Below are 16,369 nucleotides of genomic sequence, written 5' to 3' on the forward strand. Positions count from 1 at the left end.
GGCTGGCAAGGTCGTTGGCGCCATACTGCGCCGACGACCTTGTTCTTTGTAGTGGACCCTCGAGCGCAAGATGACTTCGGAACTGCGCCGCGTGCACAGCACCCTCTCCTGCTGGTGACTTGCTTTTCACAGCCGCTTCTCTGCTCAATGCACGCCTCACCTGTGGAGAGAAGCCGCCATGTCCGCCGACCCCATACTGACGTCCGACGTGATCGGACTGACCAAAGTCGCCCCGTTCTCGCGCCGCGGCTTCATGACCGCGTCCGCAGCCGTCACCGCCGGCTACACGTTGGCCGCAGGCCCTGTCCGGGCCGAGGTCATCACCACCGACACCAGCGGCCTCAATGCTGGCGATGCGAAGGTGAAGGTCGCCGATGCCGAGATGCCGGTGTATTTCGCCAGGCCCGTCAGCGCCAGCAATCCGCCTGTCATCCTGGTCGCGATGGAGATCTTCGGCCTGCACCAATACATCAAGGACGTGACGCGACGCCTCGCCAAGCTCGGCGCGCTCGCGGTGGCGCCCGACTACTATTTCCGCAGCGGCACCGATCTCACCAAGATCAGCGACATCAAGGAGCTGCTGCCGATCGTGAATGCGAAGCCTGATGCCGAGCTGCTGTCGGATCTCGACGCGACGGTGGCCTGGGCCAAATCACAGGGCGGCGACACCTCGCGTCTCGGCATCGTCGGCTTCTGCCGCGGCGGCCGCAATGTCTGGGAATATGCCGCCCACAATGCCGGGCTGAAGGCCGGCGTGGCGTTCTATGGTCCGCTGACCGATGCGCCCAACCCGGCGTGGCCGAAGAGCCCGGCGCAGCTTGCGCCGGAGATGAAGGCGCCTGTGCTCGGCCTCTATGGCGAGGCCGACACCGGCATTCCAGTCGCCAGCGTCGAGGCGATGAAGGCCGCGCTCGCGGAGAACAAGAAGACCGCTGAGTTCAAGCTCTATCCCGGCGCGCCGCATGGCTTCCACGCCGACTACCGCCCGAGCTATCGCAAGGAGGCGGCGGAGGATGCGTGGTCACAGATGCAGGCGTGGTTCAAGAAATATGGCGTGCTGAGCTGATCGGCACGCACATGTCGGCGTGGTGACCGAGGGTGGGCAAAGCAGCCGCGGCCAGGCGGCAGCGTGCCCACCGTCGCTCCGCGAACTCGTCAGCAACGATGGCGGGCACGGCGCGACTGCCATCTCGCACGCGGCGAGATCACGACCGCGCCTTTGCCCACCCTATGCGGACCGCGCAAGGACGGCTCAGCGCCGCCGGCGCACCCTCGCCGGCTGCCGGGCGCCCTGTTCGAGCTCCCAGGCCATCCAGACCAGAGCGGCGCCGAGACCGACGACGACGCCCATGAAGACGAAGGTGAGTTCAGGGGATGTGAGTGAGTTCATCATGCCTGGAATCCATGCAAGCGTTGCGCCAGCTCTTGCTCCATGGCCGCCTCGTGCACCGCAGCGGCAGGAAATGGTGACCGGGATATCGTTAAGGCGAAGTGACTGGCCAACGCGTCACCCCGCCCGCAGGTTCACCGCTCATTCACAGACTTCAACGGGACGAAGACGCCAGCCGTGCGCTGTCCGCACGCGCTTCTTGATCACGTAGCAGCCGCCGATGTCTTCATAGGTGTAAGGGTAGTAGTTGTAGGGATAGCCGCCGTAATAATAGGGATAGCCGAAACCGAAGCCGATCCCGAAGCCAGGGCCAAAGCCGTGGTGATAGAAGCCGTGACCGAAGCCACCCCCGTGATGGAAGCCGCCGCGGGCCGACGCCGCGCCGGGGATCATGATCAACGCGATCCCGCCGGCCGCCAGCAATCCCATCCAAGTTTTACGCATCGATCCGTCTCCAAATTCACGCAGCCCAAGCTGCAATGATCGCGTCATTGCAACGCAAATGTCTTAAGGCCTGATTTGGAACAGCTCGCGGGCAGCCGCACTCACATCTGCGCGATCAGGTGTCTGAACGTCACGTCAAGAGCCGCAGCAATGATCAGCAACCGCGGCAGATGCTCTTCACCTTCTGATCGACCTTCTGGTTCTCCTGCTGAATCTCGGCATCCACCGTGTTGTCGCCCGGACGGTTGGGTCCCGTTGCCGAGGTGCCGCCGGCGGCACCGCGGCCTGCGCCCGTGGTGACCCCGGAATTGCCCGACGCTGAGCCAGATCCGCTCGCACCCGAGCCGGTCGATTGGGCGGTGCCAAGGCTGTTGGTGCCGTTGGCGCCGGCCGCCCCCGGTTGAGACAGCTGCGCGCCATTGCCGACGCCGTTCGGGCTGGTGGACGTGTTTCCCAGCCCCGCAGCGTTTCCAGAAGCTGTGCCGCTGGTACCGCTCGTCCCGGCGCCTGCAGTCCCGGTCGTCCCGGCGCTGGAGCCGCTGCCACCCGTCGCACTGCTCGCAGCGCCGCCGCCGCCGGCCGCGCCGCCGGCGCTTGCTCCGCCGCCCGCCCCACCTCCTCCGCCGCCACCGCCGCCGCTCTGGGCGAAGACGGCCGTCGCCGTCGTGAGACCTGCAATCACGATCAGTGTGCGCAAGGAATGTCTGGTCATCGGAGGCTCTCCCTTTACGTCTCAACCCGACCGGGCAGGCCGCGTTCCGGAACCAACGTGAATGGGAGAGGATTGATGGCGCGAGGAGAAGATGGACAGGTGCGCAAGCTGATCGCCTTCGACCAGGACACGTTCGACAAGCTCAAGCAGCTCGGTCGCGATCAGATGCTCGGCCTGCAGGATCTCGCGGACGAAGCGTTCATGGACCTGCTCGAGAAGCACGGCGTGCCGGCCGACCTGAAGGACGCATTGCGCAGGAGCGCGGCGGAGGACGACGCCACCGCCGCGCGCGAACGCAAGGACAAGCCCAGCAATAGACCCAAGACGCGGGCCAGACCCAAACGCAAGCAGAGGAGCAGGATTTCAGCATGACCACCGACCCCGATCCGTTCGAACAGGGCGAGCGCGCCGCGCGCGAGAACATTCCGGCCGAGGCCAATCCGTATCAGGATGGCAGCGAGCAGCATGCGCTATGGGCGAGCGGCCATGAGCGCGTCGCCAGCGCGCGCGAAGCCAGCGAGTCCGAGGGGACGTGAGCCGCGCGATCAGCCCCTCGCTGATCAGGCTGCCTCAGCCGATCTTCTTCAGGCCTTTGGTGTAGCGCGGGCCCTTGGCGACATAGGCCTTCGCCGCGATGCCCATGCGCTCGACCTGCGCGGGCTCCAGCGTGCGCACGACGCGGGCGGGTGCACCGATGATCAGCGAATATTCCGGAAAGTCCTTGCCCTCGGTGATGATCGCGCCGGCGCCGACGACGCTGCCGCGACGGATGTGCGCGCCGTTCATGATGATCGAGCCCATGCCGATCAGCGCGTCATCCTCGACCGTGCAGCCGTGCAGGATCACGTTGTGGCCTACCGTGACGTTGCGGCCGACGCGCAGCGGAAAGCCGGGATCGACGTGACAGGTGGCATTGTCCTGGATGTTGGAGCTCTCGCCGATCTCGATCCAGTCATTGTCGCCACGAATGACCGCGCCGAACCAGACGGTGACCTCGCGGGCCAGCTTCACGCGGCCGATCACGGTGGCATTGTCGGCGATGTAGTAGTTGCCGTCCGCCGGCAGCTCGGGCGCCTGCCCGTCGAGTTCGTAGATAGCCATGGAGGTCTCCCGTTCGCGGGTGACCTTGGCACGGCCAGGACGGCGAATTCAAGCAATCGCGGCGCTTGCCGTTCCGATGAGGAACTCACGCCAGCACGCCGGCGGCGCGCAAGGTCATCACGATGAAGGTGCCGGACATCATGCTCCAGAAGCCGGCGATCACGGTTGCCAGCATCACGAACTCGAAGCGGCGGCGCTCGATGCGGGCGCCGCGCAGCGTATTGCGCATGATGATGAAGGGGGCTGCGAACACCAGGAACGGCACGGCAGCGAAACGGCGCGGCGTCACGCCCTCCTGCAGCAGCTCGAAGCCCGGCGGCCGCTCAGCATAGGCCTGATAGCCGCTGGCCAAGGCGCCGGCCAAGGCAAAACCGATCAGGAGCGAGAACAGGGAATTGAACGCCTCTGCCGACATCGTACGCACTCACTCAAACTTGCAGAACTGCCCGATGCTGGTTTGGCAAAATCCGGCCCCGCTCGCCACATTATCCTTAAGGAAGGGTTAATCGAGCCCGCGGCAAATGTGCAGGTCCCTGCCGGTAAGATTCTGCAGAAAATCGCATTGCCGTGGCATAGTCGCGCTGATTCGCCGTTGAGATCCCCAGCCCGACATGACGATGTTTTCCGTCCGCAGTGCCCGCCCTTCGAACGGACATGGCCACGCCGTGCCGATCGTGACCGGCTGCGTGCTGGCGGCGTCCGCCGTGGCCGTCGTCGCCTACCTCTTGTGGCCGACATGGCAGGCCGGCGCCTTCAAGGGGCCCGAACGCCTGCCGGTCAGCATCGGCGGCACCATCTTCAACGTCCCCTCGGCCGCCATCAGGGTGAAGATCCAGCGCCACACCGGCCCGCAGGAGCGGGTCGATCTCGGCTTCGACTATCCCGCCCTCACCCCGCCCGAGGCGCCGCATCACGTCAGCGCCGACCAGGTCGATCAGGCGCCGCATCCGATCGATCGAATCTTCGTGTCGATCTCGGCGCATCACGACGCGCTGTCGCCGGAGGCGCGGCTCAAGACGATCTATCCGCGCTATCTGAGCCCGTCCGCCATTTCAGTCCAGAACGGCTTGACGATGCGCGGCTTCCGCGCCGGCACGCCTTACGATGTCGAAGACCTTTTCATGGCCGACCAGCCGGCGCTGGTGGCGCGCTGCACCCGCGATGCGGCCACCCCCGGCATGTGCCTGAGCGAGCGCCGCATCGACGGCGCCGACCTCGTGTTCCGCTTCCCGCGCAGCTGGCTGTCACAATGGCAGGACGTGGCCGCCGCGATGGATCGGCTGACGGCACAGATGCATGCGGTGAAGTAGTTGGGCATAGCCGCTGGAATGTCGTGACTTCGCGCGGTGGGTGCGGCGGCGTCCGGCTTCTAAGTGCAGCCGTGTATGAACCAGCACCTTACGTATGATGATGCGGCTACGTGCACGTCGGCAGACAAGCGCGGTGCTCATGACTGAGCCCTCTCCCCTTGCGGGAGAGGGCATGTACGAAGGCGCGGCAGACTCGGTTGGGTGAGGGGTATCTCTCAACGAGCGCAGTTCGCGGAAAGATACCCCTCACCCAAGCGAGCACGTTGATCGGCCGGTGAGGCCCTCTCCCGCAAGGGGAGAGGGCACATTCGCTTGCACCGCGCGGGATCGTCCGTACCCCAAGCGCAGTCGCTTACTGTCTACTCGACCAGATCGTCTTCCAGGATGGCCATCTGGAACTGGAACGAGCGATCATCGTCCTCGTCGTCGACGAACAGGACGCCGATGAACTCCTCGCCGATATAGACCTCGGCGGAGTCTTCCTTCTTCGGCCGCGGCACGACGCGGATCTTGGGATTGCCGAACACGCGCTTCAGATACGCGTCGAGCTTCCTGACTTCCTGAACGTCCACGGGAGATCTCCAATTGCAGCGGGTTGCTTGTTGTTCAGGACGTGACAGCACGGCACGTCCGTGTCCTCGAAGCTTGTTAGTTCAGCCGGTCGATGCCCGGCATTGATACCAGCGTCATCGAACGCACCTGAAAAGGGACGCCGTGGATCTCACATTCAGTCCGCCGCGGCAATGGCGGATCGTCAGATCCACAGATCAACGATGTGTTCGCACGAAATCCCGTGGTTGAAAAGCTCTTGACTTCGAGATTGCGCGCACGCGCGCCGCGGCTCAGATGCCGATCGCGTTGATCATCTGGTCCATGGTGCGCGAGGGCTCCGCGCAACCGGCCTCGCCGACGATCTTGGCCGGGACGCCGGCCACCGTGACGTTGTTAGGCACCGGCTTCACCACCACCGATCCGGCCGCGATGCGCGCGCAATGACCGACCTCGATATTGCCCAGCACCTTGGCGCCGGCGCCGATCAGCACGCCGTGGCGAATCTTCGGATGACGGTCCTCGTTCTCCTTGCCGGTGCCGCCGAGCGTCACACCGTGCAGGATGGAGACGTTGTCCTCGATGACAGCGGTCTCACCGCAGACGAAGCCGGTGGCGTGATCGAGGAAGATGCCGCGGCCGATCCGCGCCGCCGGATTGATGTCCGTCTGGAACACCGCCGAGGAGCGGCTCTGCAGGTAGAACGAGAAATCCTTGCGGCTCTTGCGATGGAGCCAATTTGCAAGGCGATGCGTCTGCAACGCGTGGAAGCCCTTGAAGTAGAGCAAGGGGTCGATGAAGCGCGAGGTCGCGGGATCGCGGTCATAGACGGCGACGAGATCGGCACGAAAGGCATGGCCGAGATCCGGCTCGTCGCGCAGCGCGTCGTCGAAGGTCTGGCGGATCAGGTCGCCGGACAGCGCGGAATGATCGAGCCGGTCGGCAACGCGATGCACGACCGCATCTTCCAACCGGCTGTGATGCAGCACGGTCGAAAAAATGAACGTGGCCAGCTCGGGCTCGCGCCGGACGATCTCTTCGGCCTCGTGGCGAATGCGATCCCAGATCGGGTCGAGCGTCGCCAGCTTTCCGCCCTGGGGATTGGTCTGATGCATAGCCATGGCTGCGTCTCGCAGAGTTTAGTGGGCAGGCAATATAGCACAGCGCGTGGAATGATGTCCTCCACACGCTGCGCGAGGCCATCGATCCATTCTCGCCGGCCGCGCTGCCAGGAGATCACGGGATTGAGACATTTCCGTTACGCGCAACGTGACCCCGCCAGGCCGACAGACCGGCGGTCGGCTCGAAGTGGTCAGCAGGAACCGGAAATCAAGTCGGTGAGCCGCCAGCCCCGCAGGTTTCCCATCGAGGACGAGCGTCGGGGCCAGATACCATCCCTGAGGCAAAAAGGAACCACCCGGGACCAGACAGACACCCGTCCCCGCTGGATCACGGGGCTGGCTTTACCATCCATCAGCCTGCGTCTATTGATGAATACCGCCTTGACCATGTTTTGGCCATGGTGCTCCGAACCGGGGGATGCAGGCATCAGTAACACTCAGATCCTGGACGAACGCGCAAGCGAGGCCGGTGCGGCCTGGCTTCCCGTCATCGTCATCCCCCTCTTCCTGGTCGCCCCCGCGCTGTGGAACGGCTACCCGCTGTTGCAGTGGGACACCGGCGGCTATCTCGCGCGGTGGTACGAAGGCTATCTGGTGCCGAGCCGCTCGACCGTGTTCGGGCTCTATCTGCACTACGGCGAAGGCTCCAGCTTCTGGCTCAATCTCGGCCTTCAGGCGCTGGCCACGTTGTGGATCCTGCAGCTCACGCTGCGCGTCCTCGGGCTCTACCAGCCGCTGCGCCTGCTGTGGATCGGCCTGTTGCTGATCCTGACCACCGCCCTGCCCTGGCTCGCCAGCATGCTGCTGACCGACATCTTCGCCGGGCTGTCGGTGCTCGCGCTGTTCCTGCTGGTGACGCAGGCGCGCCGGATCTCGGCGCTGGAGAAAGCCGCGCTGTTCGGCTTCGTGGCGTTTGCCTCCGCCACCCACAGCGCCACGCTCGGCGTGCTGTTCGGTCTGTGCTGCGCCGGCTGGATCGCCTATCCCTGGCTGCGCCGACAGATCGCGCTCTCCGGGCTGATCCAGGCCAGCCTCACCATCGTCGCCGGCGCGACCATGCTGCTCGCCGCGAACTTCGCTCTGTCGGGCCAGCTGGCCTGGACGCCGGGCGGCACCGGCGTCGCCTTCGGCCGCATGCTTCAGGACGGCATCGTCGCGCAATATCTCAACGATCATTGCGGGCGCGAGAAACTCAAGCTCTGCCCCTACCGCAACGAGCTGCCGCCGACGGCGGACGATTTCCTGTGGGGCAACTCCATGTTCAACAAGCTCGGCCGCTTCGAGGGCATGAACGAGGAGATGGGCTTCATCGTCAAGCAGTCGCTCGCCGCCTATCCGCTGTGGCAGGCCAAGGCGGCGGCGATCGCGACCGGCGAACAGCTGATGCATGTGGCGACCGGCGAAGGCACCAGCGGCTGGGTGCCGCACACCTATGGGATCATCGAGCGCTACATTCCCTCCCAGGTCCGGCAGATGCGCGCGGCGCATCAGCAGCATTGGGAGATCAATTTCGCGGTCGTGAACTGGCTGCATGTGCCGGTGGCGCTGGGCTCGATGCTGGCGGCGGCCGCGATCGCGGCGCATGCGATCTGGCGCCGGCGGCGCGACGACATCACCCTGCTCGCCGTCACCGTGACGCTGGCGCTGCTCGGCAACGCCGTGATCTGCGGCGTGCTCTCCGGGCCGCACGACCGCTACGGCGCCCGGCTGGTGTGGATGGCGACATTCACGGTACTGATCGCAGTGGCGCGGTGGTTCAGCGGCGAGCGAACGACGCAAGCGTAGGGTGGGCAAAGGCGCCGCACCGCCATCTCCACATCCGAGCTTTCGGTGGCGCCGTGCCCACCATCTCACCGCATGTGACGCCGCCCGACGGTGGGCACGCTGCCGCCTGCGGCGGCCGCTTTGCCCACCCTACGGCAGCGCGTCGTTCCGCGCGCGAGCGTCAGCGCCGCACCAGGAAATCCACCACACCGGCCTTGTAGACCTTGTCGCCGACGGCGCGCATGTGGTCGCGGTTGGGGATGTCGAGCACCTCGGCGCCCGGGATCAGCGCGCCGAGCGCGGGCCCCGAGCCGGAGACTTCGTCGGTCGTGCCGACCGCGACCAGCACGGGCACGGCGATGCGGCCGGCATCCTCGCGCGCGATCAGGCCGCGCGAGCCGCGCATGCAGGCGGCGAGTGCGAGGCGATCCGAGCGGGTCTGGTCGGCGAAGGCACGGAACGTCTTGCCGACGGGATCGGTGACGTCGTCGAGCGACGGCGCCTCGAGCGCCGCCGCGACGTTCTCGCCGGGACCGCCGCCCTCGATCATCGCCATGCCGATGCCGCCGAAGATCGCCGCGCGCAACCGCTGCGGCGTCGTCAGCGCGATGTGGGCGGCGATGCGGCCACCGAGCGAATAGCCCATCACGTCGGCGCGCGCGATGTCGAGATGATCCATCAGCGCCGTCACGTCGCTCGCCATCTCGGCGATGGAATACTGCGCGGGGTCGTACAGCTTGGCCGAGTCGCCATGGCCGCGATTGTCCAGCGCGATGACGCGACGGCCGGCCTTGCGCAGCTCGGTGACCCAGCCCGGATAGATCCAGTTGACGGTCTTGGTCGACGCGAAGCCGTGGACGAGCACGATCGGATCGCCCTCCCCCTCATCGATGAAGGCGATTTCGACGGCGCCGTTGGAAAAGCTCGGCATCGGACCTGGTCCCGAAAAATCTGGAGTGATGGTGCAGTGAAGTCTAGCCGCAGGGCGCGGCGGCGACCAGTTGCCCGCTCGCTGCAGCGGCCTGCATCCGGCGCAGCCGCCGGCGCTTGCCGCGATCGATGACGCTCTGCGTGGCGCGCTCCGTCATCGCCTTCAGCGAGGCGACGGCGCTGAACAGCGTCATCAGCGCGCCGAACAGCCAGAGCGCGAGATTGAAGGCGCCGGCCGTGAGCAGCAGCGCGCCACGGCCGAGCAGCTTCAGGATCGCCCGCGTCTGGCCGCCCTTGGCCTCGGCGAGGCGGGCGGCGCGCGCGATGTCCTTCGGCCCGTCGGCGAGCTTGAGCGAATCGAGGGCGCCGCGCGTGCCCACCTTCTCGGTGATACGGCCGACATCCTTGGCCAGCCGCACCAGCGCGCCGGCCTTCTCGGCCCGGAAAGCGGCGCGGATCGCAGTTGCCGTCTGGCCCGGACGCAGCATCGAGCCGGAGGCGACCGCCTGCTGCAGCATCGGTGTATCGACCACCTCGCGCGCCGAGCGTCCAGCCCAGGACGCCAAGCCCTCGCCGAGCCGGCCGACCTTGCGGGCATCCTTCACCAGGGTGAGCCCGGCCCGCACCGGCGCGGCGCCACCGGCCGAGACATAGGTCGCCGCGGTCACGGCAAGTCCGGCCGTGGCCAGGCCGAGCACGAGGCGATCGGTCTCCTCGCCCATCACCAGATGCTTGCCCTCACGAATGGCGTCGCGGATGTCACCGAACACGAACAGATCGCCGGCCACCGTACCGGACAGGCTGGCGACATCGTCGGCCTGCCCCGTCACGAGCCCGGTCGCAAACCGCCTGGCAACGCTGGTGGGCGCCCTCTCCGCAGCAACGGCATCGCTCACGCGCTGAACCTGTGCCTCATCGAGCGCAACCTGATGCTCCCTCGCGAGCGCGACGAAGCTCTCGGCGAGATCGGGATCGCCGGCAGCAAGCGCGTCGTCGATATTGCGTGCGATGAGCACCGGATCGGCCCGCAGCATGAACGCGACCTGAAGCTCCGACAGATTCGCCGGATCGTCCTGCGCCGCGACCACGGCGAGCGACGCCTGGGCATGCGGCCACAGCGCAACGCCGATTGCGGCGCTGACGGCGAGGCCGGTCACGGCCAGGTTGAGCCTCCAATTGATTCGCATCACTTGAACCGCATCGAGATCACGCCGCCTTCACGTTTTCGCGCATCGATCCGTCCCAAGACATAGGATATCCGGCCCGGGAGACAACGGCCCCGACGAAAGAAGGGCTTCTCGGCGAGGGCCGGTTTGTGTCGAATCCACAAGCGCAAAAATATCGGCGTGCGTCGCGCCCCACGAGGTTCCCAACCCGAGGAATTGGCCTTATGGCTCAGCATGGTGCGCCGCCGTCGCCACGACGGCCCGGCGCCTCTGATTCTGTCCCGTCGGCCGCTTCCCCGTGCTGATTCCACTCTCTCTTCCTGCTTCTTGCCACTCGAGGTGAAACCGATGGCCGATAACATCGTCCCGCATTTCCACAACGATGCCGGTGTGCCCGTCATCGAGATCGGCTCGCATGAGTTCATGTGCGTGGGCGCCAATCCGCCGTTCGACCATCCGCATGTCTTCCTCGATCTCGGCAACGACAAAGAGATCATCTGCCCGTACTGCTCGACGCTGTACCGCTATGCGCCCGACCTCGCCGCCGGCGAGGCACGGCCGCCGGAATGCGTGCTGAAGGACGTCGCCTGACCGGCGCGTCGTGGCACTGCGGACCGTCACCGTCGCGGGGGCCGGGATCGGCGGCCTGACCGCCGCGCTGGCGCTTGCGACCAAGGGCTTTCGCGTCGTCGTGCTGGAGAAGGCCGAGCGGCTCGAAGAGGTCGGCGCCGGCCTGCAGCTCTCCCCCAACGCCAGCCGCATCCTGATCGATCTCGGCCTGGGGCCCCGGCTCACGGCGCGCGCCGTGGTGCCGGAGGCGGTCAGCATCATGAGCGCACGGGCCGGCGGCGAGATCGCCCGGCTGCCGCTCGGATCGGCCGCCAGCGAGGCCGCCAGCGCGCCCTATTGGGTGATCCACCGCGCCGACCTGCAGGCGGCCTTGGCCGCCGAGGCGATCGCGCATCCGGACATCGAGCTCAAGCTCGGCTGCCAGTTCGAGGACGTCGCCGCCCACGCCAAGGGACTGACCGTGGTGCATCGCCAGGGCAACGAACGGCGGCAGGACGTGGTGCTGGCGCTGATCGGCGCCGACGGCGTCTGGTCGGTGGTGCGGCACCATCTGTTTCCGCAGGTGCGCGCCGAATTCTCGGGCCTAATCGCCTGGCGCGGCACGCTCGACGCCCGGCAGTTGCCGCGCGAGTTTACCAGCGCGCGGGTGCAGCTGTGGATGGGTCCGGACGCCCATCTCGTCGCCTACCCGATCTCCGCCGGTCGCCAGGTCAACGTGGTCGCGGTCGTGCCCGGCACCTGGAACCGGCCGGGCTGGAGCACCGAAGGCGATCCGAACGAGCTGAAGGCTGTGTTCGGCCCGCCGCGCTGGCCGGCCTCGGCGCGGCTTCTGCTCAACGCCGTCGACGGCTGGCGCAAATGGGCGCTGTTCGGCGTGCCCGAGGGCATCGAATGGACCAAGGGCAATATCGGCCTGCTGGGCGATGCCGCCCATGCGATGCTGCCGTTCGCCGCGCAGGGCGCCGGCATGGCGATCGAGGATGCGGCCGTGCTCGCCAAGACGCTGAGCGAGGCGCGCCCGGACGGGCCGGCCGCGGTCGAGAGCGCACTGAAGCACTATGCCAAGCTCCGACGCCCCCGTGTCGGGAGAGTGCAGCGCACGGCGCGCAGCCAGGGCCGGATCTATCACATGGCCGGGCCATTGGCGCTCGCACGCGACATCAGCATCCAGGCGCTGGGACCGCAGCGGCTGTCGGCGCGACAGGGCTGGATCTACGACTGGCGGCTGTAGGCGCCGGCAATCCTCATTTCGCCGAGGCTCAATACACCGAGCCGTCGCGCGGCAGGGTCGACGGTCCGCCGGAGCTGGCCATCGGCCGCGCCGTGCGCGCGGGCTTGACCGGCTTGCCCTTGGCCGCGACCGGCGTCGGCGGCGTCTCGACGCACTTGTTGCGGCGCCAGGCCTCTTCCGCGAACTGCGACTGGCCGCGGACCGCGACGTAATCGTTGCGATAGGCCACCTCGGCGACGACGGCGCCCCCGGCCCCGGTTTCCGCCTTGGCCATCAAGCCCTGCAACTCGGCGGTCCTCCCAGCGAGCGCCTTGCGCTCCGCCTCGAGCTGCTTGCAGTCGTAGAGGTCGTATTTGGCCGGATCGGCGAACGCCGTAGACACGCTGTCGCTCATGCCGGCACAGCCCGACATGAGCAACGAAAGCGCGAACAATCCCGCGGCAAGCGCGAGGCGGTGATAGCCCAGGCGATGGCAGTCGGTCGTCATGAGGCCTCGATCATCCACCCGTCTCAAAGCTTCGTACCATCGATGACCCCAGACGGTCCGGTCATCGATGCCGCCCTCTTCGAACGGCGCGAGCCCGCCACAAGATGGAGCAGCCTTGCGCCCACCGTTTCGCAGGCCTCAGCTGGTGCCGACGGCCGGAGCCGAGGTCCGCCAGAATCGTTTTCCGCTGATGGCGGCGTGGCTTACACCGACCACCTCGCTCATGTCCTGCACAATGTCTCACACCCGATCGGTCTTGATCCATTGCGGCACGGCGGACACCCCTTCAAAGCAGTTGGTGACGGCCGGATTGAGGCTTTACCAAGGCAGCCGCGCCGGCTTAAGCACACGATTAGCCGAGAGGCCGCATACAAGCTCATTCCGTATTGCCGGATGATGCGCTAGGTCTCTGATCTCAAAGGCGGACGTGGCGGAATCGGTAGACGCAAGGGACTTAAAATCCCTCGATGGCAACGTCGTGTGGGTTCGAGTCCCACCGTCCGCACCAAGGGCTCATGCCTCCGAGTCAGGCCGCCGTGGCTGAAGCGTTGGGACAGCCTTCCGCCATCCGTATTGGCAATAGGGCAACAGCGCCCGTTGGAGCGGCCGTGCCTTTGCCTAAATCAATTGAAAACGATCGATAGAATATGCGCCTTCGAGTTGTATACTACTATACGATTCACGCAGCGCGCAGATTGACCTATGGCACTCATCCTGCTCACCGGCGCCGGCTTCAGCCGAAATTGGGGCGGTTGGCTTGCAAACGAGGCTTTCGAATACTTGCTCGGGCAGGACGGCCTGCACCCGCGCGTGCGACATCTGCTTTGGGCTCACAAAGAGAGCGGCACCGGATTTGAAGGCGTGTATCAGGCACTCAAGGATGGCGCGAGCAATCCCACCGATCAAGCGGTGTTCAGGCGATTCCACGAGATGGTCGCGGGCATGTTCCATTCCATGCGTCATGGTTTTCAACGGGTCTCCCTCGGCGGTCCAATTCAGCGCTTTCTCGCGTCATTCGATGCCATCTTCACATTGAACCAAGACACTCTTCTCGAACTCCAGTACATAGGCGGCGACATCCGGCAGCACTCAGATGGGAAATTCTTTGCTTGCGAGACCCCAGGGCTCTTCGAGACTGACCAAAAGATCTCTCCGCCAGGACTGTACAGGCCGCTTGATCCTCCCTACTCGACCACTAACCAGCATCAGCCCTATTTCAAGCTACATGGCTCAAGCAACTGGATGCTGCCCGACCGATCCGACTTGATGCTCATTATCGGTGGCAACAAGGTGAGTGCCATCAACAGCTCCCCTCTGCTCTCATGGTATCATGAGCAGTTCAGAACGATGTTGAATGGAGCCAGGGTTGTCATAATCGGCTACAGCTTCACAGACGATCACATCAACAAGGACCTTATAGAGGCGGCGGGGACCGGCGCACGGTTATTCATCGTCGACCCTTCGGGCGTTGACATCATCGACAAGCGAAAACCTGCCCAAATTCCTCAACCCAGAGAGCACCTCATGGAGAAGCTCATGGGGAATATCGATGGTGCTTCGCGGCGGCCGCTCCTCTCTACTTTTGACGGCGATGACATCGAGCGGCGCAAGTTGGATCACTTCATTACTGCCGCTTGGCGAGGCCTGAAGTCCTGACCAATTAATGGCACGGGTATGAACTGCACGGTCGAAGCGGTGGAGGAGCGCGGTTGCCGCTGTCTCGTTGCCGGCGGCGATGTACTACCAGATTCCAGCGCGTCTTCCCTGGCCTGCGGGCGCAACAGGCGGCTACTTTGCACGCGTGGCCTTCCGGCGTTTCGCCTCTGCGATGAGGTCTTCCACATCCTGGCCCTCGGCGGGACCGCTGTCGAGACCGTCCTGGATCGCGCTGCGAAGAGCTTCGAGTTTGGCCTTGCGCCGCTCTTGCTTTTCTTCGATCAGCCGCAGCCCTTCGCGCATGACCTCGCTGGCGGTCGAATAGCGGCCGCTGTCCACCAGGCCCTTGATCAACTCCTCGTAGTGTTTGCCGATGGTGTAGCTGCTGGCCACGGAAACTCCTCTAGCAGAATGTAGCATATGATCTCGGCTCAAGCGCTCCGAACAAGGTCGATCCGAACAACACGCGGCATCTTTCTGACCGGACGTGCCCCTTTATGAACCAAGCAACGAGGCGGTCGTGGATGCGGATCTTCGCATTGCCCTGATCACCGGTGCCGGACGTGCGACGGGCATCGGCTTCGAGGTCGCGCGGCAGCTCGGGCGGCGCGGCTGTCGCATCATCCTGACTGCCAGGACGGCAGCGGATGCGCAGGCCCGGGCGGCCGAGCTCAACGCGGCGGGCGTGGTCGCCGAAGGTCACGGCATGGACATCACCGATCCCGACGCGACGGCGAAGGTCGCCGCGCTCTTGGACGAGCGGTTCGGCCGGCTCGACGTGCTGGTCAACAATGCTGCGACGCTCGGGAGCTATGACGAGACCGCCTCGTCCGCCGATCTCGCCGAGGTCCGCGCCAATTTCGAGAGCACGCTGTTCGGCGCCTGGTCGGTGGCGCAGATCTTCCTGCCGCTGTTGCGCAACAGCGCGCATGGCCGACTCGTCAACGTCTCCAGCGGCGCCGGCTCGCACAGCGATGCGGAATTCGGTCTCGCCACTGCTGCGCCGATGCCAGCCTCCTATGGGGTAGCCAAGGCCGCGCTCAATGCGCTGACGGTGAAGCTCGCCAGGGAAAACCCCACGCTGCGCGTCAACGCGGTCTGCCCCGGCTTCACCGCGACCTTCGACGGCGGCGCCGCGATGGGCGCGCGCCCGGTGGCCGACGGCGCCGCCAGCGTGGTGTGGGCGGCACTGATGGGCGATGACGGGCCGACCGGCGGCTTCTTCCGCGACGGCAATCCGCTCGGCTGGTAGCGCGCCCCCCTACGCCGCCTGTGCGCGGGCCATGAGTTGCGCCATCGTCGTCGCCTGGAAGCTCGGGCGTGCTTCCAGCCGCGCGATCCAGGCGGCGAGATTGGGATGGCCTGACGTCAGTTCGGTCCATTCCGGCGTCAGCGACAGAAAGCTCGCCTGCGGACCAGCCTGCAGGTCCGCCAGCGACAGCCGGTCGCCTGCCATGAAGTGCTGTTCGCCGAGCAGCCGCGACAGCTCCGCGATGACTGTTCTCGCCTGTGGCATCGCGCTGATAATGGCGGATTCGTCCGTCGCGGTGCCGAAGAATTGCGGGCCGACGATGCGCTGAAAGATGATGACGTTGCACACGCCCTGAAACAGGTACCAGTCGCTGATGTTCATCACCTGGTCCATGCGCGCCGCCTGCTTCGGCTCATCCGGCGTCAGCGCCGGCTGCGGCAGCACGCGGTCGAGATAGCGCAGGATCGCCTGGGTCTCGTACAGCTCGAAGCCATCATGGCTGAGGGCCGGCACCCGGCCGAACGGATGCCGTGCGAGATGCGCCGCCATTTCGAATCCCCGGGCGAAAGCGGGGCAAGCCGATAGCTTGCTCCCTTCTCCTCCAGCGTGGCCAGCACGCTGCGGCCGAACGGGCTTCCCGGCACCGAATGCACGACGAACGCTGACATGACGTTTCCCCCATGATG

At 65.8% G+C, this 16,369-nt stretch carries 21 protein-coding genes, 1 tRNA gene and 1 pseudogene; 10 read left to right on the forward strand and 13 right to left on the reverse strand.

What is annotated here, in order from left to right; genetic code table 11:
* The first annotated feature begins 253 nt into the window (after positions 1-253).
* Positions 254-1,066: a dienelactone hydrolase family protein gene (locus tag NLR35_RS11580; protein ID WP_374940810.1), complete on the forward strand. Its 813-nt coding sequence runs from the start codon at positions 254-256 to the stop codon at positions 1,064-1,066.
* Positions 1,067-1,252: 186 nt separating this feature from the next.
* On the opposite strand, the gene NLR35_RS11585 is transcribed toward NLR35_RS11580, so the two are convergent.
* From NLR35_RS11585 to NLR35_RS11595, 3 genes are all read right to left on the reverse strand, one after another.
* On the reverse strand, positions 1,253-1,393 hold the full coding sequence (locus NLR35_RS11585; RefSeq protein ID WP_257166666.1) for a hypothetical protein: 141 nt from the start codon (positions 1,391-1,393) through the stop codon (positions 1,253-1,255).
* A gap of 138 nt (positions 1,394-1,531) precedes the next feature.
* Positions 1,532-1,834 (reverse strand): hypothetical protein, encoded by a 303-nt coding sequence (locus NLR35_RS11590; RefSeq protein WP_257166667.1) that lies wholly within the window; start codon positions 1,832-1,834, stop codon positions 1,532-1,534.
* Positions 1,835-1,988: 154 nt separating this feature from the next.
* Positions 1,989-2,546 carry a hypothetical protein gene (locus NLR35_RS11595; RefSeq protein WP_257166668.1) on the reverse strand — a complete coding sequence of 186 codons (558 nt, stop codon included), beginning with the start codon at positions 2,544-2,546 and terminating at the stop codon, positions 1,989-1,991.
* Between the two features lie 75 nt (positions 2,547-2,621).
* Between NLR35_RS11595 and NLR35_RS11600 the strand changes: the two genes are divergently transcribed.
* Both NLR35_RS11600 and NLR35_RS11605 read left to right on the forward strand, forming a co-directional pair.
* A complete protein-coding gene (locus NLR35_RS11600; protein ID WP_257166669.1) occupies positions 2,622-2,918 on the forward strand; it encodes a hypothetical protein in 297 nt (98 codons plus the stop codon).
* On the forward strand, positions 2,915-3,082 hold the full coding sequence (locus NLR35_RS11605; protein ID WP_257166670.1) for a hypothetical protein: 168 nt from the start codon (positions 2,915-2,917) through the stop codon (positions 3,080-3,082). Before NLR35_RS11600 ends, NLR35_RS11605 begins: the two co-directional genes overlap by 4 nt.
* Positions 3,083-3,116: 34 nt before the next feature.
* Here the strand turns inward: NLR35_RS11605 and NLR35_RS11610 are convergent, their stop codons facing one another.
* Complete coding sequence (locus tag NLR35_RS11610; RefSeq protein ID WP_009027539.1) at positions 3,117-3,647, reverse strand: gamma carbonic anhydrase family protein; 531 nt, start codon at positions 3,645-3,647, stop codon at positions 3,117-3,119.
* Positions 3,648-3,732: 85 nt separating this feature from the next.
* Positions 3,733-4,062, reverse strand: coding sequence for a DUF6949 family protein (locus NLR35_RS11615; protein WP_006611188.1), 330 nt, complete (start codon positions 4,060-4,062; stop codon positions 3,733-3,735).
* Between the two features lie 196 nt (positions 4,063-4,258).
* On the opposite strand from NLR35_RS11615, the gene NLR35_RS11620 reads away from it, so the two are divergent.
* The gene (locus NLR35_RS11620) at positions 4,259-4,957 is read left to right on the forward strand and encodes a hypothetical protein (protein ID WP_257166671.1); all 699 of its coding nucleotides are present in this window, start codon (positions 4,259-4,261) and stop codon (positions 4,955-4,957) included.
* Between the two features lie 359 nt (positions 4,958-5,316).
* Here NLR35_RS11620 and NLR35_RS11625 read toward each other — a convergent pair whose 3' ends face one another.
* Together NLR35_RS11625 and cysE are read right to left on the reverse strand one after the other, a co-directional pair.
* On the reverse strand, positions 5,317-5,529 hold the full coding sequence (locus tag NLR35_RS11625) for a DUF3126 family protein (RefSeq protein WP_006611186.1): 213 nt from the start codon (positions 5,527-5,529) through the stop codon (positions 5,317-5,319).
* Positions 5,530-5,799: 270 nt separating this feature from the next.
* Positions 5,800-6,627, reverse strand: coding sequence for a serine O-acetyltransferase (gene cysE, locus NLR35_RS11630; RefSeq protein WP_257166672.1), 828 nt, complete (start codon positions 6,625-6,627; stop codon positions 5,800-5,802).
* 387 nt (positions 6,628-7,014) lie between these two features.
* Between cysE and NLR35_RS11635 the strand changes: the two genes are divergently transcribed.
* Positions 7,015-8,412 (forward strand): hypothetical protein, encoded by a 1,398-nt coding sequence (locus NLR35_RS11635; protein WP_257166851.1) that lies wholly within the window; start codon positions 7,015-7,017, stop codon positions 8,410-8,412.
* Between the two features lie 160 nt (positions 8,413-8,572).
* Here the strand turns inward: NLR35_RS11635 and NLR35_RS11640 are convergent, their stop codons facing one another.
* Both NLR35_RS11640 and NLR35_RS11645 read right to left on the reverse strand, forming a co-directional pair.
* Complete coding sequence (locus NLR35_RS11640; RefSeq protein ID WP_257166673.1) at positions 8,573-9,322, reverse strand: alpha/beta fold hydrolase; 750 nt, start codon at positions 9,320-9,322, stop codon at positions 8,573-8,575.
* A 43-nt stretch (positions 9,323-9,365) separates the two neighbouring features.
* A complete protein-coding gene (locus NLR35_RS11645) occupies positions 9,366-10,508 on the reverse strand; it encodes a hypothetical protein (protein WP_257166674.1) in 1,143 nt (380 codons plus the stop codon).
* 327 nt (positions 10,509-10,835) lie between these two features.
* Between NLR35_RS11645 and NLR35_RS11650 the strand changes: the two genes are divergently transcribed.
* Together NLR35_RS11650 and NLR35_RS11655 are read left to right on the forward strand one after the other, a co-directional pair.
* Positions 10,836-11,078 (forward strand): zinc-finger domain-containing protein, encoded by a 243-nt coding sequence (locus NLR35_RS11650; RefSeq protein WP_006611181.1) that lies wholly within the window; start codon positions 10,836-10,838, stop codon positions 11,076-11,078.
* Positions 11,079-11,088: 10 nt separating this feature from the next.
* On the forward strand, positions 11,089-12,288 hold the full coding sequence (locus tag NLR35_RS11655; RefSeq protein WP_257166675.1) for an FAD-dependent monooxygenase: 1,200 nt from the start codon (positions 11,089-11,091) through the stop codon (positions 12,286-12,288).
* Between the two features lie 28 nt (positions 12,289-12,316).
* Here NLR35_RS11655 and NLR35_RS11660 read toward each other — a convergent pair whose 3' ends face one another.
* Positions 12,317-12,775 carry a hypothetical protein gene (locus tag NLR35_RS11660; RefSeq protein WP_257166676.1) on the reverse strand — a complete coding sequence of 153 codons (459 nt, stop codon included), beginning with the start codon at positions 12,773-12,775 and terminating at the stop codon, positions 12,317-12,319.
* A gap of 421 nt (positions 12,776-13,196) precedes the next feature.
* Here NLR35_RS11660 and NLR35_RS11665 point away from each other — a divergent pair.
* Together NLR35_RS11665 and NLR35_RS11670 are read left to right on the forward strand one after the other, a co-directional pair.
* Positions 13,197-13,283 (forward strand) — tRNA-Leu (locus NLR35_RS11665).
* Between the two features lie 194 nt (positions 13,284-13,477).
* The gene (locus NLR35_RS11670; protein WP_257166677.1) at positions 13,478-14,431 is read left to right on the forward strand and encodes an SIR2 family protein; all 954 of its coding nucleotides are present in this window, start codon (positions 13,478-13,480) and stop codon (positions 14,429-14,431) included.
* Positions 14,432-14,563: 132 nt separating this feature from the next.
* On the opposite strand, the gene NLR35_RS11675 is transcribed toward NLR35_RS11670, so the two are convergent.
* The gene (locus NLR35_RS11675; protein WP_257166678.1) at positions 14,564-14,824 is read right to left on the reverse strand and encodes a type II toxin-antitoxin system ParD family antitoxin; all 261 of its coding nucleotides are present in this window, start codon (positions 14,822-14,824) and stop codon (positions 14,564-14,566) included.
* A gap of 127 nt (positions 14,825-14,951) precedes the next feature.
* On the opposite strand from NLR35_RS11675, the gene NLR35_RS11680 reads away from it, so the two are divergent.
* The gene (locus NLR35_RS11680) at positions 14,952-15,683 is read left to right on the forward strand and encodes an SDR family NAD(P)-dependent oxidoreductase (RefSeq protein ID WP_257166679.1); all 732 of its coding nucleotides are present in this window, start codon (positions 14,952-14,954) and stop codon (positions 15,681-15,683) included.
* A gap of 9 nt (positions 15,684-15,692) precedes the next feature.
* Here NLR35_RS11680 and NLR35_RS11685 read toward each other — a convergent pair whose 3' ends face one another.
* Positions 15,693-16,232, reverse strand: coding sequence for a glutathione S-transferase family protein (locus NLR35_RS11685; RefSeq protein WP_257166680.1), 540 nt, complete (start codon positions 16,230-16,232; stop codon positions 15,693-15,695).
* A 47-nt stretch (positions 16,233-16,279) separates the two neighbouring features.
* A pseudogene (locus NLR35_RS34300) lies at positions 16,280-16,351 on the reverse strand (glutathione S-transferase family protein); the annotation flags it as partial.
* Positions 16,352-16,369 lie beyond the last annotated feature (18 nt).

The sequence above is a fragment of the Bradyrhizobium sp. SRS-191 genome (assembly GCF_024586915.1).
Classification (GTDB): domain Bacteria; phylum Pseudomonadota; class Alphaproteobacteria; order Rhizobiales; family Xanthobacteraceae; genus Bradyrhizobium.